Source organism: bacterium (assembly GCA_020854115.1).
Lineage (GTDB): Bacteria > Patescibacteriota > Saccharimonadia > CAILAD01.
This window is the reverse complement of record JADZGC010000011.1, coordinates 1-23,440: the sequence shown is the minus strand read 5'-3', so window position 1 is coordinate 23,440 and position 23,440 is coordinate 1. Positions and strand designations below refer to the sequence as shown.

The 23,440-nt window shown below is 50.1% G+C and carries 25 protein-coding genes and 3 tRNA genes; 5 read left to right on the top strand and 23 right to left on the bottom strand.

Features of this window, described 5'->3' with window-relative positions:
- Positions 1 to 21 precede the first annotated feature (21 nt).
- The 5 genes from IT415_01775 to IT415_01755 form a co-directional block, all read right to left on the bottom strand.
- Complete coding sequence (locus IT415_01775) at positions 22 to 2,433, bottom strand: hypothetical protein (GenBank protein MCC7543417.1); 2,412 nt, start codon at positions 2,431 to 2,433, stop codon at positions 22 to 24.
- A 63-nt stretch (positions 2,434 to 2,496) separates the two neighbouring features.
- Positions 2,497 to 4,320: a polysaccharide deacetylase family protein gene (locus tag IT415_01770; protein MCC7543416.1), complete on the bottom strand. Its 1,824-nt coding sequence runs from the start codon at positions 4,318 to 4,320 to the stop codon at positions 2,497 to 2,499.
- 371 nt (positions 4,321 to 4,691) lie between these two features.
- Positions 4,692 to 4,768: transfer RNA gene (locus IT415_01765), tRNA-Met, on the bottom strand.
- Positions 4,769 to 5,046: 278 nt separating this feature from the next.
- A complete protein-coding gene (locus IT415_01760; protein ID MCC7543415.1) occupies positions 5,047 to 5,298 on the bottom strand; it encodes a hypothetical protein in 252 nt (83 codons plus the stop codon).
- 330 nt (positions 5,299 to 5,628) lie between these two features.
- On the bottom strand, positions 5,629 to 6,201 hold the full coding sequence (locus IT415_01755; GenBank protein ID MCC7543414.1) for a hypothetical protein: 573 nt from the start codon (positions 6,199 to 6,201) through the stop codon (positions 5,629 to 5,631).
- A 39-nt stretch (positions 6,202 to 6,240) separates the two neighbouring features.
- On the opposite strand from IT415_01755, the gene IT415_01750 reads away from it, so the two are divergent.
- Entirely contained in the window at positions 6,241 to 6,489 is a 249-nt protein-coding gene (locus IT415_01750; GenBank protein ID MCC7543413.1) for a hypothetical protein, read from the top strand.
- A 542-nt stretch (positions 6,490 to 7,031) separates the two neighbouring features.
- Here IT415_01750 and IT415_01745 read toward each other — a convergent pair.
- From IT415_01745 to IT415_01710, 8 genes are all read right to left on the bottom strand, one after another.
- Positions 7,032 to 7,589, bottom strand: a complete 558-nt coding sequence (locus IT415_01745; protein MCC7543412.1) for a hypothetical protein — start codon at positions 7,587 to 7,589, stop codon at positions 7,032 to 7,034.
- Positions 7,586 to 7,981 (bottom strand): hypothetical protein, encoded by a 396-nt coding sequence (locus tag IT415_01740; protein MCC7543411.1) that lies wholly within the window; start codon positions 7,979 to 7,981, stop codon positions 7,586 to 7,588. The genes IT415_01745 and IT415_01740 overlap by 4 nt, the downstream gene beginning before the upstream one ends.
- Positions 7,982 to 8,797: 816 nt before the next feature.
- Positions 8,798 to 8,873: transfer RNA gene (locus IT415_01735), tRNA-Met, on the bottom strand.
- A 51-nt stretch (positions 8,874 to 8,924) separates the two neighbouring features.
- On the bottom strand, positions 8,925 to 9,314 hold the full coding sequence (locus IT415_01730) for a hypothetical protein (protein MCC7543410.1): 390 nt from the start codon (positions 9,312 to 9,314) through the stop codon (positions 8,925 to 8,927).
- Between the two features lie 35 nt (positions 9,315 to 9,349).
- Positions 9,350 to 10,087, bottom strand: a complete 738-nt coding sequence (locus tag IT415_01725) for a hypothetical protein (GenBank protein MCC7543409.1) — start codon at positions 10,085 to 10,087, stop codon at positions 9,350 to 9,352.
- A gap of 104 nt (positions 10,088 to 10,191) precedes the next feature.
- Positions 10,192 to 11,844 carry a DUF2207 domain-containing protein gene (locus tag IT415_01720; protein ID MCC7543408.1) on the bottom strand — a complete coding sequence of 551 codons (1,653 nt, stop codon included), beginning with the start codon at positions 11,842 to 11,844 and terminating at the stop codon, positions 10,192 to 10,194.
- Between the two features lie 3 nt (positions 11,845 to 11,847).
- Positions 11,848 to 12,960: an ABC transporter permease gene (locus IT415_01715; GenBank protein ID MCC7543407.1), complete on the bottom strand. Its 1,113-nt coding sequence runs from the start codon at positions 12,958 to 12,960 to the stop codon at positions 11,848 to 11,850.
- 1 nt (position 12,961) lies between these two features.
- Positions 12,962 to 13,714 (bottom strand): ABC transporter ATP-binding protein, encoded by a 753-nt coding sequence (locus IT415_01710; GenBank protein ID MCC7543406.1) that lies wholly within the window; start codon positions 13,712 to 13,714, stop codon positions 12,962 to 12,964.
- 216 nt (positions 13,715 to 13,930) lie between these two features.
- On the opposite strand from IT415_01710, the gene IT415_01705 reads away from it, so the two are divergent.
- A tRNA-Ile gene (locus tag IT415_01705) sits at positions 13,931 to 14,006 on the top strand.
- A 2-nt stretch (positions 14,007 to 14,008) separates the two neighbouring features.
- On the opposite strand, the gene IT415_01700 is transcribed toward IT415_01705, so the two are convergent.
- The 4 genes from IT415_01700 to IT415_01685 form a co-directional block, all read right to left on the bottom strand.
- The gene (locus IT415_01700) at positions 14,009 to 14,908 is read right to left on the bottom strand and encodes an NUDIX domain-containing protein (protein MCC7543405.1); all 900 of its coding nucleotides are present in this window, start codon (positions 14,906 to 14,908) and stop codon (positions 14,009 to 14,011) included.
- 201 nt (positions 14,909 to 15,109) lie between these two features.
- The gene (locus tag IT415_01695; protein ID MCC7543404.1) at positions 15,110 to 15,283 is read right to left on the bottom strand and encodes a hypothetical protein; all 174 of its coding nucleotides are present in this window, start codon (positions 15,281 to 15,283) and stop codon (positions 15,110 to 15,112) included.
- 146 nt (positions 15,284 to 15,429) lie between these two features.
- On the bottom strand, positions 15,430 to 15,636 hold the full coding sequence (locus tag IT415_01690; GenBank protein MCC7543403.1) for a hypothetical protein: 207 nt from the start codon (positions 15,634 to 15,636) through the stop codon (positions 15,430 to 15,432).
- 112 nt (positions 15,637 to 15,748) lie between these two features.
- Positions 15,749 to 16,882, bottom strand: coding sequence for a polymer-forming cytoskeletal protein (locus IT415_01685; protein ID MCC7543402.1), 1,134 nt, complete (start codon positions 16,880 to 16,882; stop codon positions 15,749 to 15,751).
- 118 nt (positions 16,883 to 17,000) lie between these two features.
- Here IT415_01685 and lexA point away from each other — a divergent pair, with 118 nt between their 5' ends.
- The gene (gene lexA / locus IT415_01680) at positions 17,001 to 17,627 is read left to right on the top strand and encodes a transcriptional repressor LexA (protein ID MCC7543401.1); all 627 of its coding nucleotides are present in this window, start codon (positions 17,001 to 17,003) and stop codon (positions 17,625 to 17,627) included.
- Between the two features lie 181 nt (positions 17,628 to 17,808).
- Here lexA and IT415_01675 read toward each other — a convergent pair whose 3' ends face one another.
- The 3 genes from IT415_01675 to IT415_01665 all read right to left on the bottom strand — a co-directional run bounded on the left by IT415_01675 (position 17,809) and on the right by IT415_01665 (position 19,568).
- Positions 17,809 to 18,501: a hypothetical protein gene (locus IT415_01675; GenBank protein MCC7543400.1), complete on the bottom strand. Its 693-nt coding sequence runs from the start codon at positions 18,499 to 18,501 to the stop codon at positions 17,809 to 17,811.
- Positions 18,502 to 18,508: 7 nt separating this feature from the next.
- Positions 18,509 to 19,090, bottom strand: coding sequence for a hypothetical protein (locus tag IT415_01670; GenBank protein MCC7543399.1), 582 nt, complete (start codon positions 19,088 to 19,090; stop codon positions 18,509 to 18,511).
- 61 nt (positions 19,091 to 19,151) lie between these two features.
- Positions 19,152 to 19,568, bottom strand: coding sequence for a DUF2177 family protein (locus IT415_01665; protein ID MCC7543398.1), 417 nt, complete (start codon positions 19,566 to 19,568; stop codon positions 19,152 to 19,154).
- Between the two features lie 52 nt (positions 19,569 to 19,620).
- Here IT415_01665 and IT415_01660 point away from each other — a divergent pair, with 52 nt between their 5' ends.
- Positions 19,621 to 20,229, top strand: a complete 609-nt coding sequence (locus IT415_01660; protein MCC7543397.1) for a DUF1295 domain-containing protein — start codon at positions 19,621 to 19,623, stop codon at positions 20,227 to 20,229.
- Positions 20,142 to 20,393, top strand: a complete 252-nt coding sequence (locus IT415_01655; protein ID MCC7543396.1) for a DUF1295 domain-containing protein — start codon at positions 20,142 to 20,144, stop codon at positions 20,391 to 20,393. The genes IT415_01660 and IT415_01655 overlap by 88 nt, the downstream gene beginning before the upstream one ends.
- Positions 20,394 to 20,396: 3 nt before the next feature.
- Here IT415_01655 and IT415_01650 read toward each other — a convergent pair whose 3' ends face one another.
- From IT415_01650 to IT415_01640, 3 genes are all read right to left on the bottom strand, one after another.
- Positions 20,397 to 20,864, bottom strand: coding sequence for a winged helix-turn-helix transcriptional regulator (locus IT415_01650; protein ID MCC7543395.1), 468 nt, complete (start codon positions 20,862 to 20,864; stop codon positions 20,397 to 20,399).
- A gap of 135 nt (positions 20,865 to 20,999) precedes the next feature.
- On the bottom strand, positions 21,000 to 22,415 hold the full coding sequence (locus IT415_01645) for an O-antigen ligase family protein (protein ID MCC7543394.1): 1,416 nt from the start codon (positions 22,413 to 22,415) through the stop codon (positions 21,000 to 21,002).
- Positions 22,416 to 22,482: 67 nt separating this feature from the next.
- Positions 22,483 to 23,388 (bottom strand): hypothetical protein, encoded by a 906-nt coding sequence (locus IT415_01640; GenBank protein ID MCC7543393.1) that lies wholly within the window; start codon positions 23,386 to 23,388, stop codon positions 22,483 to 22,485.
- Positions 23,389 to 23,440 lie beyond the last annotated feature (52 nt).

The following is a 23,440-nucleotide window of genomic DNA, read 5'->3' as shown; positions in this document are numbered from 1 at the left end:
GAAGGTTACTTGGTGCAAAGCCTAGCTAGCTATCGGCGCCGAGTCTCGTCGTTCTACCACGATCGAAAACCGATATTTCATAATTGGTAGCGTTACGACGCGCAGATGATGCCAGAAAGTATAGTGAATGTGTGGGTTTTCTGCGACTAGCGGTTTCTTGTGACGCATGTAGTCGTAGTAGGCATAGATCAAGGTCACGAGTATCGCTAAGCCGACCGGCAAGAGGACGTGGGGTGCGCCAACGGTTGGCAAGGTAGCGTTTGCATTATTGGTAGCCAGACCAACTGGATCATGAATTAGCCCATTGAGCCCTCCATCATCATCAAACGCACTGCCGTCCTGGATACTATATGTGAGCTTCAGGACATTTTGACCACCGAGTTGCGCCTGCTGCAAGGTAGCATTTGGCAAATCAACGTACTCTTCAGTACCGGTCAAGAGCTTGCGTGGATGGAGTGAGTCAACACCCTGATCAGTAAAATAATAGATTGTCACATTTGCAGTATCACCCTTCGAACAGCGCAAAGTGAAATCAGTCAGGCCAAAGGGATAGTTATGGTTTGCATCTTGCTTAGGAAAGGCGTTTGGCCCCAGTGAAGAAACGGAGCTATTTTCGCTACAACCAGATGTCATCACTGTTTGCCAGGTGCTGTCGTCGCCCGACTTAAAGGCTGTTATGGCTGGCTGCAAGCGATCTGCAATCGAATCGTCATTCGTGTCGCCGCTATTTGGTGCAGCATCTTCGACACTATTAATAATTCCATCAGCATCAGTATCCTCCGCACTACCTATGGAAATATTTCTCGCGAATTCGGATGTAGAGCCGAATCCAGTGCTCGTGGTATTATCAATCGCTGTCGTAGTAGCCGATAGTGACTTGAAGCTATAATTACCAGACACATTCAATACAACTGGCTGATTGCTGCCAGGGCTTATGACTTGGCTACCAATAAATTCTTGTCCCGGTCCAGCGCCAAAAACAGATGCCTCATCGTTAGCAAAGAACTCGATACGATAACTATTTGACGGGCTATCACTAGCATCTAAATCGAGCGTGATAGTAATTGTGTTATTAACCTGCTGAGCGGTGCGAAGCGTGGGCGAGTTAATGTAGTCGTTAGCCCCTGTGTCTGTGTCATTAATGTCATTACCTGTAACCCCTTGGGCCGAGAATGAATATGGATTGACACTTGTTAGCCTAAACAGATCAATACCTTGGTTGATAGACGTAAAATCGCTAAAGTATTCATTAACCTTAATGTCATAAATAGAGTTTCCTAGAATTGCGTTTTTATTTGGAGCCGGATCATTCATCTCCTGTACTGCAATACCTATCCCCTTTACGGCTCGTATCGTATTCCCCTCACCTTGGTTGTCTCCACCAATTAGATTATCGACTAGTGATCCACCAGCCCCAACCAAGGCAATGCCTGCGCCACTATCTATGCTAGGCTTGATTTCACCCCCTGCTCCAGGACCTACATAATTTCCTTGCACCACATTGCCAGAAACGGTTCCTGAGCTAATGAGCAAGATTTGAGCAGAATGAGCTCCTGAAACAATATTCTGCTCCCCATTACTTGACCCGCCAATCTGGCTGTTACTTCCGAGAAGTATGATTCCATAATACCCGCCCAAATCAGTACTACCATCTTTTCCAAGGCCTACAATATTCCCTTGTATTATTGCTTCTGAGCCTGGTAATACCATGATGCCTGCCGCTGTAGCAGAGTAGTCTTGGTGGTTATTGATCACAACATTTCTATCGGCTGGATTAATCCCACCGATTTCTACACCCGTAGCATTTACGACCCCGATACCAGCCTTGTTATCACCAGCACCATATGCATTTCCACTAGCATCGGCACCGATGTAGCAGCCCTTGATCTGCACATTGTTTGCCGATATCAGTAAATTACCATGCTGACCATCACTTGCATCAAAGCCCGATATCGAAAGGCCCTTAATGACAGAATTCGCACCACCCACCCGAAGACCAAGTTTGTTCTGGCCAAGTGTACTCCCATTAATTGCGATAGTAATAACACTATTAATCGCCAAAGGCGCCTGTGCAGTATTCTCACTTGCTCCAGTCTGTGTATATCCATCGATCACTATCTGCTCAGTGATTGCGGGTAATTCATCTGTAAGACCTATTGTTTTCACGCCGCCGCCCGAAATGTTGAATTCAATCGTATCGGTGCCCGTATTAGCATTTGACTCAGTAATAGCGGCCCGCAAGGTGCATTCGCCCGGCGTAGACGTCTCACAGATGCCGTCGCCAGCATTCGCATCGTCGCCATCATTGATTGAGCTGACTGTCAGTGTCGTACCGACAGCTCGAGCTTTATTGAGCGGGAGGTGTGTAAAGATAAAAAGCACAGCATTCACGAAACAAAAGAAAATGAGCGCCTGCTTTGTTATCTTACTCATGCTATTAGTATATACCAAACTACACCTCACTAAAGGGTGTATTTATTCTATTAGAATGAGTGGTTACTGCCCCAGCGATTCGTTGAGGGCTGCCTGCGTAGTCGTTACATGAATGCCGCTGTCTTTTACGAGCTGCAGCTGACGCAGAAGCTTGGACTGACTCACGCTATACAGCTTCGAGGGGTCATCTCCAGCAACTTCGTGCCAGACAAGAATCAGCCAGCCATTGGTAGCCTTAGCATTATTGAGTGCTTGCACGATCTCTGTATCGGTTGTTGTACTGAGAATGATAAAGCTATGCAAGTTCCAACGATCAAACGACGCCTTATAGTTGGTGTAGCTGTCACAGTTTCGTACGCTCTGATAGAGCGCCCGAGCAACACTCACCACCTGAGCGCTTGATTCGCAATAAGGCGACACATAGAGGCTGGTTGGCTCGCCAAGGAGGCTATCGAGATATGACTTACTTTGAGTCAGCTGCGCAACTATTTGATCATAGGACAAAGTCGGTATGTGGCTATGGTCGAGACTATGACTGCCGATATCACCGCGAGCATTCCAGTCTTTGACCTGTGCCGCGGTCATGTATGCACCACCATAGTTGTCGTTATTCAAAACAGTATTGGTGATGATGTATTGTGTCGGCTTCCAGCCGAAGCTCTCGACCGCCGGCAGACCATACTGATATGCACTCGCCCAACCATCATCAAATTCGATCGATACCAGTGGACGCGAGAATGGTGCATGTCCAGGATCAGGAGGCGGAGTAGGTGGAGTTGTGGCCGTAGAGTCGACTAGGCTATAGGTATCGGTTTCAAGCCAGCCGTTTTTGTTGATGACGTGGAAGAAGCGGACTGACTTTACATTTGCAGGCGCTTGGTAATGTGCTGTAAATTTCGTCCAAGTCGATTGTGCAGGCGTGTCACCAAGCCAGCCATACTGCACGCTCCCATCATTGAACGTTACTTCAACGTCAACAGCCGTAGAGACGTTGGCTCGATAGTAGCTGGAGAATGTATAGGTTTTGCCAGCAGTCACAGTAATTGCCGGTGTGAGCCATTTCGCATCACCGCTAGTATAGTTAATAACATCAACTCGCGCATAGCGCGATCCAGATTGCGCACCTTGCGTCGGAGTGGTGAATTGCGCAGTCAGTGAGCCCCAATACCCTGCCAGCCAACCATTAATCACATTGGCCGCACCCTCATCGACTGATGCATTTGGTATGAGATTAGTCGATGGTGCTGGTGGCTGCACAGTGGTAGTCGGAGGCACAACCGTCGGAGAGGGTGGGGTAGTGGTAGGTGGTGTGACCGTGGTAGTTGGAGGCGTAACGGTCGTCGTTGGCGACGGCGCATCTTGAGCGATCAATGAGTAATTGTCGGTCTGCAGCCATCCGGTCGAGTACAAAATATGTATAATCGAAACCTTTTTTGCATTCACGGGAGCTGTAAATGTCAGCGCATTTTGCTTCCAGGCCGAGCTGGCCGGCACGGTTGCGAGCCAAAGATACTGCGTCGAACCATCTTGCATAATGACTTCCGCATCCAGCTCTGTCACAGCATTGGACTTATACCAATTACTAAATGTATACGTTTTGCCCGAAGTGACTACGACTGGTTTAAAACGCCACTTGGCATCGCCGTTCGTGTAGCTCGAGATCGTAACGCGCCCAGACCGCGTACCAGACTGTGAGCCAGACGTCATGATTCTGGCGGTGGATGTGTTTGTACCCCACGTCCCTATAGTCCAGTTTGGAGCACTATTGCCCGAGGCAGTCTCAAACGAATTATTGGCAATCAAATTTGCACTCGCCTCAGTCGAGACAGGCGCAAGCACGCCAACAGCTAGCGCTATGACTGCGGCCAAACCCAAAACTTTTTTCATGATGCCCCCCTTCGTATACCTGTTTCGCATTCTAACCTCTCTCAATATATTAATCCTAGATGACAAAAGACGAACATTAACTTATGGCGGACGGGCTCTGTTTGCTTATGGTTAGTAAGTCGTCAACACCCGAAGTTAATGTATCACTCTACTACTTATATATTATTTTGTCAATATACTGTAAGCATAAAAAACATCCTCGTACCCCCCAGGTTGGGAACGCGAGAAAAGATGAGCTACACAGAATGAACTGTATAGCTCGAGCGGTCGATCAGCCCATAACCATCACGCCGACCTCGCCGACGAACTGGTTCGAGAACTCAAGAACCCCGACCAATGTTCCATTGACCGGGGTTCTAAAGCTGTCTCGTTGGTGGCTGCGGGTGGATTTGAACCACCGACCTCTGGCTTATGAGTCCATTGCTCTAACCAACTGAGCTACGCAGCCATACGACTATCTTAGTGTAAAGTACTTGTCGGCACGACTAAAGGAGAAGCACTATTTCCCCTCTTGCACGTTATGTAGTTATACCAGATTGGACGATACAAATCTAGCCCTATCGCGTGTCTTGTCGCTCGATCACAAATGAGATCTTGTAGCGCAAGATTGGGAAGGTTACGACCCTGAGGTGATGTCAAAATGTGTAATGTATACGTGGGTTTTCGGCGACAAGTGGTCGTTTGTGACGGAGATAATCAAAATATGTGTGCGTCAATCGCATCTGCTCATGCCGTATCGGTGCAACCGGAGCTAACAAACGTCATGCGAGTACCTGTTCCAGGTGTCTGCAACAAGAATGACATGACCGATGATTGATTCTTGTCGGGCACCCCATCGGTGTTAGCATCTCCAGTATTTACATCCTCAATATTACTCATACTGTTTACGATGTGCCCAGCAAGAGTATTATCAAATGCCTGATCGACAAAGTCATCTGCACGAGCGCGCAATCCGATAGATGCAGCTAAGCCGACCACATCTCAATCGCAAAAGAGACACACACTTTGCGCAAAGGGTCTCAAGGATAGACAAAGAAAAACGCCCCAACCAATCTTTACTCCTTTCGGAGCTTGCCTGGACGGCAAGCGTTGGTTGGGGCGTATCTCTCAACTTCGTCTTATCTCTTCAGATCAGACCCGGGTTCGAGAGAAACCGGACGGTTCTGTGCCATACTCCACCTTGCATTGGAACGTACACTTTAGCTCGCCTACCGCGATGAGCTTCCCCTCACAAAACCTTGAGGCTTCATGCTTGCAGTTACCTGCAAGATTTTTTACCTTGTTGGGTTCAAGGATAGTTATAGTCGTTTACCGGTTCGGACCGAATCTGTCCTGGAGGCGTTGCAAGGCGTCCTCCATGTCAACAGGCTCGGTGGCGGATGCCGACTCCTCCGAGGCGTGAGTCGCGACAGGCGAGCTGTCGGTCGTCTCGCGCCAGCGGAGGTTGACGTTCCAGTAGCCCCACTTGTAGTAAGCGAGGGCCACCAGTTCGCCGTCGGCAGCCGGAACGGCGTACACAACTTGAGCATCGCGGCCTTCGCAGTGTTCGTCGAACGGTTCGGCGTGGTTGACCCACGAGTCACCATCTCCGACCGAGACCCCGTTGACGCTCACAAGCGCCTGGTAGTCCCAGCCGTCCTCCGGGCGGAGCGACTCCGGCAGACTGACCATGGCTGCATCGATTGCCGCGATACGGCGCTCGATGCGCTTGCCGAGCTCCCCTTGCTCGATGCCTGCGATCGGTTGCTTGGCGAGGTCACCGGCGGCTTCTCGCCACTCGTGCCATTCGCGTCCGATGCGGCTGGAGCGATTCGAGCCGGCCACACCGCCTCGGGTCAGGCACTCGCTGCGGCGCTGGTCACCACGATCCTCCAGGCGCACATGGGATACGACACGCTCCGCGAGGCGGCGGAATCTCTCGTGCAGGACCCTGGCGAAGTCGCTTCAGACATGTTCCGGGCGGCCCTCATCACGAGTTGTATTCCTCCGGTACTCGGCACGTTCTGGCCGAATCGCGGGGATGCAGTGCCCGATGCCTACAACCGCCACGCATCGCTCCACCATGTCTGCGATACGCAGTACACCAAGGTCAACGCGCTAGTTGCGATCATGCTTGTTGTCGCACTGCTTCGGGAGATGCACGATCTAGAGCGCCGCGGACTGATCTGAAAATGACTGACGCCAAGATTCCGTCCCCGCCGAGATCGCCTGGCGGCGTCCTGCTCCCCAGGGTCTGCCCTGCCGTAATTGGAAGTGTGAGTCCGACGAGTGCGTCATGCACTCGTCGGACCCTCTGCTAGGCCTGTCGTGCGTCGATCTCCTCCAGCCGATCCCGAAACGAGTCGACTGGAGACTGGCTGATGCCAAACGCCCGGTGGGCCAAATCCCACAGTTCGCTCGTGAGAGTCTCAACCTCCATTTGAGGTGATTCTCCGGATCGAACTCGGTGGAGCATTCTCTCAAGGGGGACTGCGACCTCCCGTCGAGACTGCTCGGCTTGCGACGAGCCTGCCATGGCCGGTCACCTTCTGCCGCGGAACTACTCGAAAGCACACAGATGTGCTTCCGGTCTCGATTTCGTGATCGAGCGCGGCTCCGGCAGATCCGCATTACAAATGCCGCCGCAGCCGCCCTCGAAACATAGTTCTATAGTGTACCACAGCCGCGGAGAATGTCAATCGAACAGCTGGCTTGACCCGGGAGCAGGCTCGTCATCCTGCTTTGACCCAATACAGTGCTCCAGACATCTCCTCGAGGCGCAGCACTTTGGCGTCCTCTGAATCGACTTCGCCTACTGCCCAAGGCGGCGCGTCACAGAGTCGGAAGCCAAGTTCGCTGAGAGTGCGATCGAGAAGCTCCTTATTGCTGCGGAACTTCGGCATGATGTCGCCCAGTTGGACCTCGATCTCATGATTGGGCCGACGCCCTTCAAGGAAGCTCTCAATCAGCGCCTCAAGCGTCGGCGCGAGTTCCTTGCCGTAGTATGCTTCGCGAAGGTCGATGGTTGGGGTTTCCATGTTCAGGGCTTCATGTCGTTCCCAGTCGAGTCGCAATCGTGCCGCCTGGTCACAGGCGCCGCTCAATGGATCAACTGCGTAGATCCAAACTTCGGAACAGAACTGCATCCGAATGGCCCTAATTATGCGGTCGAGGTAGTCGCTATCAATCTGAGCCATCGACTTGAGCGAGTAACGAATCTGGTATTCGATAGCACGCAGGCGAGTCGTGGTCGCGGACGCAGTGACGGCGTACGTCATGGTAGCGGTCATGATGCGGATCCCTCCAGGGAAAGGTAGCTCTGATAGATGTAGGAATTGCGATACGAATCACCAATTGAGATCAATTGCTCTAGTGACAATCCCGAGGCAAAGTCGTCGTACTCTCCGAGACGCACATTCGCAAGGACCGTCGGGAAGTCGTTGGCGTCGATCTCAGCGCCCAGCACAAGGGTCAGGTGATGGCTCGCGATATCGGCTAGGAAGCTGATTGGCTGATCGGAAAAGTGTTTGGTGAGCTCGGTTAGATCGTCGGCCGGAAGCGAAGGGAAGAGGCCGCTCGCGATCAGTGCCCGTTCCCCTGGGTCGGGGTTCCAGTAGAACGAGCGCATGCGTCCGGAACGTGTCAAGGGAGCGTAGAGCTTGCTCAAGTCGTTCGCCGTCACAAATTCAAGGCCGAGGGGTGCGTTTGCGTTCGCCGCCGTCGCGTTCGTGCTGCTCGTCGCCGGCCTGTCGTTCGTACTTACGGACGGCGGAGAGCAGAACGTGAGGGACCGGGCTACCGGCGCGGTACCTCCGGTCTCGCGTCCGACGACGTCTCGGGGAGCAGTCGTCGCTGGGCCGACGAGCGCCCCCGGTCCCTCAACGACGCAGGCCGTGCCGTCGACTTCGCTCGGCGAGACGCAATCCACCAAGCCAACCTCAGTCGCCCCACCGCGACCGCCACCATCCCCGACGACATCGAACTCCGGAGGACCGCCTGCGTCTACCAACCCACCGCCCACGGTGGTGTCACCGACCACAAGTGCCGCACCGTCTCCGCCGGGCACGTTCGCCGAGACCACCGGTGGAGATGCAGCGACCTGGACCGACTATCTCACCGCCGGCGGGACACAGGGGCCCAGCATCCCGGCGTACACGACCGTGCAGATCAGGTGTCGGGTCGAGGGGTTCCGCGTCCAGGACGGCAACACATGGTGGTATCGAATCGCATCGAGCCCGTGGAACGACACCTTCTACGTGTCTGCAGACGCGTTTTACAACAATGGGCAGACCTCCGGATCGCTGGTGGGAACACCGTTCGTCGACCCTGCGGTGAGCGTGTGCTGATCGGGCTGTGAGCGCAATGTGCCTCTCGGCGCAGCCCTGCGCATCAGATCGTTCGGTTCTTGTTCGAGAGAAGTCTCAACAGCTCCACCAGAAATGTACTTTTTCGGAAAAAGCCGCCCATACGGGCGACGATTTCCGAAAAAGTACATTTCTGGTAGCGGGGGCTGGACTCGAACCAGCGACCTTCAGGTTATGAGCCTGACGAGCTGCCAACTGCTCCACCCCGCGGCGCAACGTATATTCTATCCTGTTATAGAGAAATGGTCAAGAAATCGAAAGCTACTCAGCTTCGCCAAACAAAAATGTCATCCATTCATCCACGTGCGATGTCTCCGGCAGAAGTGCCGTTTCATTCTTCCTATTCGCTTCTGCGCCAAGTTCGCTGTCGCCTCGACCAACAATCACAACCTGCTCGCCTGGAGCTTGTAAACCGAGCTTCTCGCGCACTAATCGCTCCTGAAACTCATCTGTCTTGAAGTATGTAATTTGCGCCTGCAAGATCTCGATCTCAGTCTCTAGCCTCACCGTATCCTCTTCGAGCTGATCAGCTCGTTCGCGCAGAGTAGTATTACGTGCACTTATATCAATCAGTGCCACACACACATACATAGTCGCAATCAGCCCTACCCAAAAGGCTAAGCGCGTATAATCAAAAATCCGATGTTTCATACTCGGCTGCACGACTAGATTGTATCACGCTTGAGCTACGTAGCAGGTGCCAGCAATGCACCAACCACCTGATCGATTGCGGACTTAGCACTCGAGTCACCAGGTGCCTCGAGACTCTGCACCTGGATGATCCGCCAATCATCACGCGCAACTTCCGACAAGATTATTATCAGATACTGAGAATTAGTCTCTATCGTACCAATATGCCAAAGCTGATAGCTCAATGGCATGTCTGTATACGCACTGAATGATTGGTCTTGAAAAGTCGGTTTCTCGATCATACGACTCTCTACAAGCAAGGGTGTGCCCGTCATGGCTGCCCGATACATAGGCAATGTGACTTCAGGCGCATTACTGACTTGGTTTGCAAAATACGCCCTTGCCGCAGTGAAGTTACTCGCTTGAACTGTAGTTATGAAGCTCTGTGCAGTTGCTTCAGCTGGCTTCGTTGGCGCAAGACTAGACTGCTGGATTTGCATACTCACCACCAGACCTGTAAGCATAAGAAGCGTATAAAAGACTTGCAGAGCGAGTGCAGCATAGGTCAGGCCATGTGTCTTCGTGCCTGCACGATGATGATTGCGCACTGCAAATGCAGCCATCGCCGCTCCAACGTATCCCACAAGCGGTAGAAAACTCAGAAAGAATGCAATTTTTTCTGAGGCAGTCGGCTCATCGATCACCTGCTCATCTACAATATCGAGCGTGACGTGCAACGTATCCAAGCGCGAATCACCGCTTGTCTGACTTTGCGAAGAGTTTACTTGCGCCATTGCGAGCCGGCAACCCTATATTGATTTACGTGCATAGCTGTATTCTACACAGTTTGTCCGGACAAGCATAAGCAGTATACCCCGGGTCGCCAGCGTTTTATCAGCTACCAGCTTCCGCCACCGCCACCGCCACCACCGCCACCAGAGAAGCCACCGCCACTTGAGCCGCCACTTGAGCTAGGTGAAGAAAACCCACTCGAAACAGCTGTGGAGAAACTGCCACTCAGATTATTCACGAGCAGTACGCTATTGAATCTCGTGCTCGATGGATCACTGTACCAACTAAGATTCTGCGCTACATCCATACCAGCAAATTGTGCCGCCCATTCTTTCTCGACTCCAAGCGCTATCGCATATGGTAGGAGCCTACTAAATTGTTCGGGGTTCTTTGCTGGTGCGTCCGTAAACTTCAATCGATCTCTTTCCGTCACGCTCAAGAATAGCTTGAAGCCCTCAACTCGCGCCCACGCCTTATATCCATCTGGCGTCACATTGTCCGGATCATTCAGCCACTTGAGTTTTTGCGCGAAGTATCCGCGTTGTTGTAGCTCCTGCTTCAGCTGCTTAGCAATCGCCGCAACGGCAGTCGACATAGACATGCGATCTATCTTGCGAAGATTAATCTGCTTATGACCACCAAACATTGCCAAGAGAAGCTGCTGTTCGTACCCCTGTAGTTCTTTATCGCTCGTAGACTTCAAGAGATCAAACTGGTAATCAATAGTCTTGATGAAGCTACCTTTCGTGACATTTGTAATCTTGATGAATCCTCGTACCGCAAGGTCAATAAGGGTCGCGGTTATTTCGGTCATGCCAGCTACACTATCTTGAAGGAGTCCGAGTTGTGCTGGCGTCAGGTTGTCAGGCGCCTCATATTGAGCGATGACGGTTTGTTGTTTTTGGCGTTGTTTTGTTTGCACTCGATTACGCAAATACACCACAGCTATGACCACAAAGATCAATGGCACAGCCAGAAATGGCAAGATCGTAAAGATGAATATTGCAAGTATACCCGGTAATCCAGCGTCGGTGAGCGACTCACCTTTCGGGGCATCTGACTCCTCGAGATACTGCTGAAAACTATTTGCTTCAGTCAGAATATTTACCGTCGCGCCCTCATTGGCACTCAGTGCTCCGATCGACGCCGTAATGGTCTGCCCGGATTTCGTCAGTTCGCAACCACCCATATCTGTACTCCCCTGCGCGCCGGCATAACAGCGCATCGAGTCCAAGACTGGCGCCTCATCTGGAAATGTAATGATGGCACGAGAACTACGAATCGGGACTGGCCAGGAAGTACCAATCACATCCCAGTTGAAATAATCGCCAGCCTCATCCTTCTGCATAACACGTGACGCAGTATAGATGATCACATATCGATGGGCGCCAGCAATGGTTTTATTTGCACTCCCAATCTTGATCTCATTATAGGTGCCTTGTTTTTTCTCGGTGAATGGTTCTGTCATGCCATCGCGCTGCACAGATTCGGTCTTGAATTCGTAATTAAAGTATTTACCATTTGGTAGCTTGGCGGATAGCGGAATTGCTCGAATGATTCCATGCCGATCTTCACTGCCAAAATCATAGTTCAAGGTTTCTTCGATCAGGGCCGAACCGTCACTCCTGACGGTTATATTGGTTTGATAACTCTGAATTGACTCCCCAGCATTTGCCTCGACCGGCGGAGCTGATAGTGCACTGAAAGCCAGCAACCCACCAATGATACCCAACCAAAGACCGATCTTTCTCTTTCGCATGTGTTACTCCCAACGAAATATAAAGACCGATATCGCGAACACCACTACTCCCCAAACCAATAGTCCAATCACATCATGTCCGACGGTAAGTAGCGTCGCACCTTCGGTGGCAATCTTGCGTAAACCATCGACGAGGTATGTTAGTGGCAAATAGTCGGTGACCTTAAGTAGCCACTCTGGCAAACCGTCACGCGGGAAGAATACGCCAGAGAGGAAGAGCATTGGGAATTGAATCAGCTGCGCGAGTGGCGTTGCTTGGTTTTCATCTCGCGCCCAACCGGCTATAGCGAACCCAAAAGCAAGAAACACTGCCGCTCCAAGCGCTGCCATAAGCATAAAATCAACAATGCTGCCGATCATCTTGGCTTGAAATGCCCAGATACCTAAGCCCAACAGGAGACCCACCTGCGCCACCGCAACCAGCTCCCGAGTAATTGCCTGTGCGATTACGAAATACACCGGATGCGTTGGAGTAGCCTGGATGCGTCGCAGCTGTCCTGCTGTCTTGTAAGTCACGAAGACAAATGCGACCGAGAAGATACCAAGCTGCATAATTGACATCGCAATCACGCCCGGCAAAAAGAAATCAATTTGCCCAAGATTATTTGTCTTAACGCCTTCTGCCCGTACGGTATACACTTGCGGCGCCTTGGTGATTCCAGCGTTAAAGCTAGAAACGATTTGACCGACGATAAGATTGGTAGTCTGTCCATTGCGCGGATTTGATTCATTGTAGTATGTCTGCACCGATACTGGCTTGAGACTCTTGGTAGTCGGATCCGGCTGTCCGAAGCTCTCTGGGACAATAATTTGTAAATCTATTTTGCCTCGGCCTAACTTGTCGGCGGCCGATGCCTCATCAGTCTCTTCAATACGAAACGCCTCGACTTTTTTGAGACTATCGACGAACTGCTTGGACACCTCAGTATCACTATAGTTTGTCAGTGCAATATCGGTTTTGAAATTATTGTTCTTAAAGAGAAATCCAAAGACAGCAATTAGCACCACAGGAATGAATAGCGTGAAGAAGAGTCCCGTCACGTTGCGAACGTACATCTTGATACTCGCTATCGTTAGGGCGCGCAGACGCGTGAAGGCTCGGGAGACCTTTTGCATGCTAGTCCCTTAAATCCTTACCAGTGAGATCAATAAATACGTCTTCGAGATTTGCAGCCACAACTTCCTTACGAGGCTTGAAGCCGCGCTTCAAAAGTGACTTAATGAGATTCTTGGGCGTATCCAGTGCAATGATTTTACCTTCGTCCATAATCGCGATGCGATCACACAGCTCCTCTGCCTCGTCCATATAGTGCGTCGTAATAATGACGGTCTTGCCCGATTCCTGAACTTGCTTGACGAGCTCCCAAAGGTTGCGTCTTGCTTGTGGGTCAAGGCCGGTCGTCGGTTCGTCCAGAAAGAGTACTACTGGATCATTCACCAATGCTGCCGCGATCGAGAATCGTTGCTTCTGACCACCCGAGAGCTCCTTGACAAAGCTTTTGGCTTTTTCTGAAAGACCCACTTCTTCGAGTAAGACCTTCGGGTCTTTATTCTGGGCGTAGAGATTTGAGAAGAGATGCAACACCTCGACAAGGCTCAGCTTGTCAAAGAACGCTGAGCTCTGGAGCTGCACACCAATCATTTCTTTGACATCATACGGCTTCTCGGCGACATCGACACCATTAATTATGATCGTGCCGCTCGTAATCGGTCGAAGGCCTTCCATCATTTCGAGTGTCGTCGTCTTGCCTGCACCATTCGGGCCTAAGATACCAAAAACTTCCCCTTTTTTAACCTGAAAATTCACGCCCTTGACGGCTTCGAGGTCACCATATGATTTTTTGATATCTTTTACTGAGATGAGTGCCATACCAAATTAGTATACGCGTGTTTGATAAATTATGACTAGTGTTATGGCGGTATAAGCGGGATACAAAATCGATTTTGATCTATAATAAAGTAGGTTCGTTTTATGCAGGCTCGTGGTTTAAGGGGTTGTTCGCCGCAAGATGGACTTATAAATTCCTGCCCTAACCCTTATTATTGAGCTACGAACATTTTTGTACCGAATGGATTTTTTATATCAGGGCCCGTAGCTCAGGGGTTAGAGCAGTCGGCTCATAACCGATTGGTCGTTGGTTCGAACCCAACCGGGCCCACCATTTTATTCAGCAAGAAGTAATGTATGCTTGGCATTTGGCTCAAGATCAAGCGAACTCAGCGCATCCTCGCGTCGCGCCCAGACATAGTCCTCGGCCTCATCATCTAGCACTACCCGCTGCGAGTTCACCTCGACTATATAGTCGGCAAAGATATGATTTACGCCAGCCTTGTGAAATCCGGACTGCTTGATTTGATCGAATGTCACAATGTGACGACCGAGCTTAGCTTGCAATCCCGTCTCTTCTTTTATGCCGCGCAGAATCGCCTCATCGAGCCGCTCTCCACGCTGTACCTTCTCTCCTACAATCGAGTAACGTCCTCCCCACTTGTGCGTTTTCACGAAAAGATATTCATCAGAAGGCCCGTGGTGGATGATCGCACCGCCAGCCACAACTGAGCCTGGCACCACAAGTCGCTGCCACAAAGCATGAATAAACCGCTCATTTGGCTGTATGTTCGGCGCAGGCAACGACTCATGCTCGAAGATGTAGTCTCGCAAAGCGTGTGGGCCCATGACAGACTCATGAGAATAAAATGCAGGATGATCGGCTGGGTGTTCTAAGAAAAAGCATCGAACACCAATCAGCTGTGCGATACCAAGCTCGAATGATGTTGTACGCCCAATATACCCACGAGGATCGACAAAATAGCTAAACCCTAGACCCCCCAATCGCTTGAGGTGCTGCAAATAACGTGCTTCGATATGCCGCGGATCCATGTCACGTTCACCATCGAGCACTGCGAAGCCATCGGTCATAGAGATTATCTCTCGAGCTTCGGGTGCAAGCACAGTAAACCCCGCGCTCTCAAAAACTTCGATCGTCTCGAGAATTTGGTCAAAATGCTGACGGAAACTTCCGTGCACAACAATCCGTATATCACTAGGATTAAAGCCCATCATACCCCCGTTACTGATATAAGTATGACACACCATATGGCGCGCGCACAAAAAGTAGTCATTACCACACACCCGAAATCACTGAGTAATAATGCTGTTCATCCTTGTTCTGTATCTGAAATTTTTATCTCGATGGATCTAAAACTAAGAAACGCGACAGGCCTGATGCTTGTCGCGTTTCTTAGTTTTACTGCGCTTAAATACTTAAGCGGCAGGAGCTTCTTCAGCTGGGGCTTCGGGAGCTGCTTCAGCTGGAGCACCTTCTACAGCTGGAGCTGGATCAGTTGCTGGAGCTTCTGGAGCCACTGGAGCTGGAGCGTCAGCTGCTGGAGCAGTTACGTCTCCTGGCTGTGCTGCCGGGGTTGTAGTTTCTTCCATAATTCACCTTCTCCTTTATATTTCATCTAATACCACTTTAGTATCTCAGATATAGCCAGAAGATACAATTCTCGCGCCAGATCGTTCGCCATGCAAAAACCCGCTCTTTTTTGAAGCGGGCTTTGCAATTGTATGTCTGTATCAGCTTACTTGTCAGATTTCTTGAGAATCGGAAGGCCGGTGCGAGTGTTTTCTACAACCATGTAGCCCTCTGGCAATGCGTCAATAGCACCGTCCTTAGCTTCGCGAGCGAAGAAGTAAATGCGCTGCTGGCGGCCACCCTTGAGGGTTACGTCGCGCTGGTGCAGGATGTAGGTCTGACCTTTTGAGTTAGTGTGCTGATAATGTGCCATATCTATTCTCACTCCTTTAGTTACTATGTCTCCAGGTTAGGTCAGGAGCGCGAACCTGTCAACACCTGTGAGGCAAGTTTTTGTGTGCTTCCAGATATGAACAGATAAAAACTTATGCTTTACTACCCTGAACAGGGTACGTAGCAATAATAACCCCAACTCCCACCAGATAGACAAACAACGTAAAGACCGGCCCGAGCAATGGCACAAACCCAACTATCGAGATAATGAGAAGCCCCAATACGGTAGCCTGCAGCTTCGCCCCATAGGCCGGCTGCCTACTGCTCTCATGCGGCGGCTGAATTAGCTGTAATCCTACTACGAGACCGGCTGCAGTCGGCGCAACCATGAGCACAACAGCGTATAGCAAGCCCAGGATAATCCCTAGAGGTAATCCGATCAGCGTGATCATAACCAGCAGACACACCACAGGCACTAAGATAGTAAAGAACACACCGCGACCGAAAGTTCGAATTGGTAACTGACGAAAGAGCTGCGCCCGTTCGACCAGGGTATCGCCCCACAGCGCAAGCACAGCCACAGCCGTCACCACGCTCATAATCAATCCTATCAAGGAGTCTACTACACGCTGACTCCAATTTTCTGTGCGCTGATCTTCGGGTGGCATTTCGCGGATAACCTTTCCGCTGATGGCCTTGTCGTTAGGGATCACCGCATCAAGCCGGGACGTATACCGTAAGTCATCGCCAACTGTCGCCGAATTACTGAGCACCACTTCACTCGCCGCCAAGCGAGCACCACTACCGATCTGCCCGCGAAGCTCCATTCGTGACGCTCCGGCAAATAGCTGTCCGGCTAGCTTACCATGAATCATCACATCACTTCCGGCTAGTCCAGTCGTCCTCCCTATCTGTACTCCTTCCTCAGTAGCGACCAAACTACCTGCAGCATAGACGCTACCGGCAATGCTTCGATCGAGTCGCACTTCTGATCCGAGGGCATGCACACTACCCATTACATTGCCCCGTATGATCACTCGACTGCCGACAGCATAGACATTACCTCGTACTTCACCAGTGATATCTATCTGACTAGCTGCCACCCAAAGATCTCCATTGACGGTACCTTCGATAGTTATTCGTTCGGCAGATTTGGCAAGCACACCATCATGAACTTGGTCTTTTGCTAATACATAAGAATCATCAGCTCGCGCAACACGAAAGACCAGCAGCGAGAGTATGAATGCGGCAGCAATAAAGCCACTAACCTTCATTAGAAACTTCATATTCATAGATCTTACCCTATCCTACGCCCAAAGAAACTACAAAAACAAGCTTGACTGTTCGCTTCGCGTTCGATATTATAAAAGGCGAACATAATTTTTTGGAGGGTGCAATCTAATTATGAAGAAGCCACTGACAAAGAAGCAAAAGCGTACACTTGATTACGTTTCATCATTCATTGAGCAGCACGGATATTCCCCAAGCTATCGCGAAATTGCCAATGGCTTGAAGCTCAATTCTGTCGCCACCGTAGCACAGCACATCGATTCCCTGGTAGCAAAAGGGCTCCTCACTAAGGGCAACAACTCTGCTCGCTCGCTCATGCCAGTCAGCGAAGTTGAATCCGCCGTCTTTGACGAAAAAGCTGTCCGTCTCCCGATCATGGGTTTGATTGCGGCCGGAAGCCCGATCGAGACTATTTCCGGTCACCCAGAGACTCTCGAAGTCCCACCAGTTATGGTTGGCAAGCGCAGTAGCTACGTCCTGCAGGTCAAAGGCAATTCGATGATTAATGATGGCATTCACTCCGGTGATTACGTTGTAGTTCAAGAAAAAGAAATCCCATCAAACGGTGAAGTAGTTGTCGCCCTGATCGATGGACAGGAAGCAACGCTCAAACGCTATTACAAAGAAGCTGGACGCGTACGCTTGCAGCCAGCAAACGATGCTATGGAGCCAATTTATGTTACGCCAGATATGGGATTGCAGATTCAGGGTGTTGTGATCGGCCTAATCCGCAAGTATTAATCTCACCCAAGATGACATTCATCTACTCAAATAAACCGCTCGACACCGCGAGTAATGTGAAAGCACCTGGATGCAGCTTCGCCCTATTCATCCTCGTACTTCTGGTTTTTGCCGCAATCCTCGTAGCGCTGGCCACCGTAGTTCGAGGTACCTAGACTAGTCTCTTATCGGCTGAGTAAACTTATAAAATGCCGTCTGCATGACGAAATATGAGTACCGTCGTGATAATAAGATGTGAGTTGGCCATTGCACCAAATATCGCAATAGCGAATTGTACGAATGCAATCATTGATCCAGAGCCTATATGGTATAAGCCAGAGGCAAAAAGATCATTCCATACCGGTATGCCGTAGCGCATCGTCAAGATAATCGCTACCGCAGTTGCGATGAGCATCACGAGCTTAATAAGTGGCACCCGTATTTTTTCCCAAAAATGTCCTCGATTAGAAAAAGCTGTCTCCACGATGAGTTCGTTGCGAGCGGCGGTGAAAAATGCCATGCCAAGCCAAAAAACTGTATATGCCGCAAGCCCAATCGTACCCCAAAACAGCACAATCGTTAGCCACGACACAATTTGATTGTCTGTATAGGCAGAAATGTAATTTGGCAGAGACTGCAAAAACGGCTGACTATCAACTACATTCTGATTAATTGCATTTATTATATTCTTCCAGTTTGTCGCTACCAACATCGCAACAGCAATGACAAAATAGGTCATGATTCGCACAATGCTCGGGAAGGTTATGTCTCGCAGGCGACGCATCTCAAGCTCACGGACAGAACGCTCCATCTCGCGCTGCGCCTCTGACTCAGTCGCTTGCTGCGCGATGGCAACTGAGGTCTGAGGCGTAACTAAGTATGTTTCTTGCTGCATAGAGGTATTATTGCGCCGCCGGCGAAGGAGTTGTTTTCACTACTGCAATAGTGATAGAAGTCTTCCCCTCACCTTCCTTAGGATTATTGTTGCCGATGATTGTCACCGAGAGTCTCCGATCGTCCTTGACAGCCAGTCCTATTCCTCCGCCAAGAGGAAAGTAGCCCTGCTCACTATCGGCTTGCCAACCATTGCCTGGAAGCTGATCTTTGTAATACTGAATAACTTTCTCGAGATCATCCTGACTCCAAAACTGAACGTTCACCAGATGGTTTTCGCCAGCAAACGACGCCAATACAGTCGCCCCTGGGTATACCGGTACATCCGAAGGCCAATTACCGGGTAGCTCTTTCTTATTACTGAAGCTTACTTTACCATCGTCAGTCTTGACTTCAACCGTGCCGTTTTGATTTACCTGCACTTTGTTTTGACCGAAGATACCACTGAAGAATGACCCCGCTACAAACCCGGCTGCAATCGTGCCAACTATACCCAATACAAACAAAATAGCTGCCACGATGAGAACTATCTTGATAGCTGGTGGTAAGCTGTTTTTCGATGCTGGTTGCTTGGCCGATCCCTCTGGCATATCTTTGATCCCCTTGTGCTTATTTCTCGCCCCTATTGTATCACTGTATGCTTCGTAGCCTCTAGCGGAATGTGGTAAGATCGAGACGCTGCATGATGATCAAAGTAATTGCAGTGACCGCCGTGGTGAGTACAATTCCCCAAATAATGTCGATAACTGTAATGGCCACTGGCCAACCATTAATTACCGCGAGATTGGTCAGGTCATACGTCGCATAGCATATTCCCCCAAAAACGGCGGCGCGAATTAAGGCTTGCGTGAAGTTATGATCCTTATATACCGGCTGAATCACGAAGTACAGCAATGCTGCGATATAGAGTCCATAAAAGATAAAGGCAGTGCCGAGGTTTGGATTGGCGCTCAAGAGCGGTCCAAGTGATCGCTTATACAAATCCTTGGCTGCAATTTGCAGCCAAAACATATCAATAATCAAAAATGTCACGAGTGCAATAGGGTATGTATAGATTGTTGTAAGCATATCAAATATCCTATCACTTTTAAGCTAAGAGAATAAAGAGTGCGATACAGGTATGCTTACCCTCACGTCAGTCTATATCACGGTAGTTATGGTAATTCTGGTGTATATGACTGCCCGCTTCGTCTTGGCCCTGCACTTGAAAAACAACTCCATAGCCGACATCGGCTGGGGTGCCGGCTTCGTCATCGCCACGTGGGCTGCCTGGCTACAGTCGGACCATGACATCATACCAACACTGGCTCTCATCATGGCCATTCTCTGGGGGCTCAGTCTGCATATTCTCCAGCGTAATGCCGGCAAAGCCGAGGATTGGCGTTATGAGAAGTGGCGCCGAGAATGGGGCCAATGGTTCGTACTTCGCAGCTACCTGCAAGTTTTTGTACTCCAAGGTATCTTGCTCTGTATCATTGCTTCTCCTGCAATATGGCTACAAACCGCCGATATGACTCGTTTATCATGGCTTAGCGTACTTGGAATAAGTCTTTGGCTAACTGGCTTTGGGTTCGAAGCTGTAGCCGACTATCAGCTCAAGACTTTCTTGACGGCTAAGCGCATAATGACCAAGTATGTGACATGGGCCTATGGAAATACAGTCGGCACCCAAACTACTTCGGCGAAGCCCTCCTCTGGTGGGGGCTGCATATCTTTGCAGTATCCTTGAGAACGCCATTCTGGTTGATTGTTATCCCGCTCACGATCACCATACTGGTGCGATTCGTCTCCGGCATGCCCCTTCTCGAGCAGAAGATGCTCAAAAATGCCACTTACAAAGCCTATGCTAAGCACACAAGCATCTTTATTCCAATGCCACCCCTAATTAGATAAGCGCTACGAGCTACGTTCACCTTCGTAGCATTGCGCCAGCTTTGCGAGCGATTGATAGATCGCGTGCTGTTCCTGCTCGTCTAGATCACCATAGCGTGCTGCGAACACTTCTTCGATCGCCCCTACCGAGCGCATGTAAAGGCGCTTACCCTTAGTGGTGAGTACAAGAAACTCAAATCGTCGATCGTGATCATGCTCGAGTTTCTTGATCCATCCCCGAGCCACCATCATACTCACTTGGCGCGAAATTGCCGCCGGCGTCACTCCGAGCTCACTTGCCAGTTCTCGCTGACATTGTTGACCGCCGTCCAGCTGCATCAGCATCAAAAACTGCGACAAGCTCACACCCACAGAATCTTGCAAGGCTCGATCGACTGCCTTATCCATCAAGCACGTCGTACGGTGAAGCAACTTCGCTGTCGAGCGTGCAAATATCTTGGTTGTCGTTGGTTGAACAATCGCACGACTCATGACTTCACCAGGCTAAACAGTATAAAACTAAGATTGACTGCCCAGAGTGCGATCCATCGATACTGCTTCCAAGTCATATGCATGATTGTATCGTACGCGGAGAATAGTTAACGCGTCAACTTTTTTATATACAGATTATTTTTTCTTCGAACGCTTCCGCGTGTGCGCTCGCTTCTTTGGCTTATTCTTCTTAGCCTTCGTGGTGACGGTACGAGCAGCAATGGGGTCCGCGACTACTTTTGAGCCTGTCGTTGTGGCTTGCAGGCTTGGGGTGGTAAGCGCCAATGCGATACCAACCAGCACCCAAAGATGAATAACATACAAAGTTGAAAATGTCTGGTACTGAATCGCCATGGTCACAAAGAAGCCTGCAATGACAGCGGGCCATATGTGATCTGGTCCTACATTATGCCATGACATCCGTAGGATCCGAACCCATAGCAGGGCAAAGAATCCAAGCAGCAGGCTGAAGTTTATAATTCCTCCTTCAGCAAGCAACTCGGCTGGTTCGTTATTCGCAATAATATAGCCAGTCCAACTTCTGTATAGTTCGACATTCCGCTTAGAGTATTCGCTAAAGTTCCCAGGCCCAATACCCAGAAATGGTTGCTCCATAAATGCCCTTATCGCTAGCTCGCGATTTCTTACCCGATCATCTTGGGGTACATAATTCGTCGCCTGCTCTACAACGCGCACAGCACTTGGATTACTTTGGCTTTGGCTAGTCGAGGACTGTGGTAACTTAAAATTACTAATATTCAACGCAAGAGCTACCCCTACCAAAACGAGCCCCAATAATCCCAGCGTCTGCGTATATCGAATTTTGCGTGCCACAATAATAAGCAGCAAGATAAACCCTGCCGCTCCAGCTAGCAAAGCGCCCCGCGATACAGTTAGCACCAGTTGTGTTGCGATAAGCGCGATCAAAAAAGGTCGCTCTTCGTCTCCATGCAAGAATTTGACCGAGAAGTACATCAATGGAATTGTCAGGTAGTTTGCATAATAGAGTGGCTCAAGCCCAGTTGACTGAATGCGCGGGAAGCCCAAAACAGACTTAGAGTATATATCGCGTAGGCCGGTCCAGCTCGCCGACAAACCAAGTAAGTCACCAAAATACTGATAGAATCCAAACGCCAATACTATCCACGTAGATATATAGATCGCCCGATTTATCCATTCTCTCTTCGTATCACGATAGATAAAAGCTAGTGCGACTGCGGTAAAGCATGTAAAGGCCGTAAATACCCAAACAGCTACTGCACGCTTCAAGTCAGCACTCAACAGTACGGACAAAAAGTACATAAACATAAACCCAAAGAGCAGATAAAAAGCTGGGTCCTTAAGCTTGGCACGCTCACGCCAAATACGCGGGACAGCCACCAACATGAGCGCACTACAGAAGAACAAACTTAAGCGAAACGTTATATTCATACCAAATAACGGCGCGTCGATTGATGGTATACGCTCGAATGGCAAGGCAAATATTACAGCCGCCACCAATGCTGGTAGGATTGTATTTTTTGTTAAGACTTTTTGCAGCTGTTGAAGCAAGACGTTCCCCTCTCGTTGTTTACTCTAGCTTACCTGCGATCAGCAGCAGCATCAAGCATAACGACACTCAGTCTCGCCAATATATATTCACCCAGGTTTGGTCCGGATTCTGACATGACCACAGCGCATCATTTCGCCGAACAAGAGAGCGCACAATAGCCACAGGCTTGTCCGCACTCTCCGCAGCTACTTTTTCGCGCATAGCAAAGTAGCGATTACCCCAATCGTTATACCAAATCGAGTCGATACCACCAGCCTGAACAACACTAGAGTACGTGCGTGCCCTCATAAAGCTTTCTTCTTGGCACCACTGCGCTCTTTCTGGGCTACCAGTGATATAGCCGGTCGAGCGCCACCAAGTAAGTGGCCCAAACACAAGATTTGCATTGAATGAGATAAAACTCGTCGCGAGGTAACTCAGAACAATCAAGGCGCCGATCAGACCCGTAAGTAGTTGCGTAGGATTTTTGCGCAACCAGCTAGCTAGTTGTACTCCAGCCCATATACTCACACCGACAAAAATCGGCAAGATGTAGCGCGCATCTTTATTGCGTAATAGCGTGAAGCACAGCAACCCCCCTAAACTACTACTCAACAAGACTAGCGTCTCGAGTGAAAGATTCTGAGAACGCGTCTTCAGGGCATGCGCGAAAGCAGCCGCAACTGGTGCGAGCCACGGCAGCCAGAGGTAGTCCCTAAGGATTGCTCGCGGATACCATAGCAAGCCCGCGAGGGATCGAATAGCGGGATCTCCTTCATTCACACCTGCAGCTGTCCCATTTGCTCGGAAGTCACCACGAACTGCATCTATATTTCGCACATACCATGGCTGCGCAATAACAGCGCCGACGGTCAGGCTCGAGATGATATTCTGTAGCACCACACGACGATCACGTTCTGTACTTAGACCCGCTAACATCACTATCAATGCAGGCAGTACGACAAATGCCGGATATGTCCACTTCGTGAGCATACCAAGCCCAAAGCATACGCCGCAGAATAATGACCAATTATAGCTCGCGAAT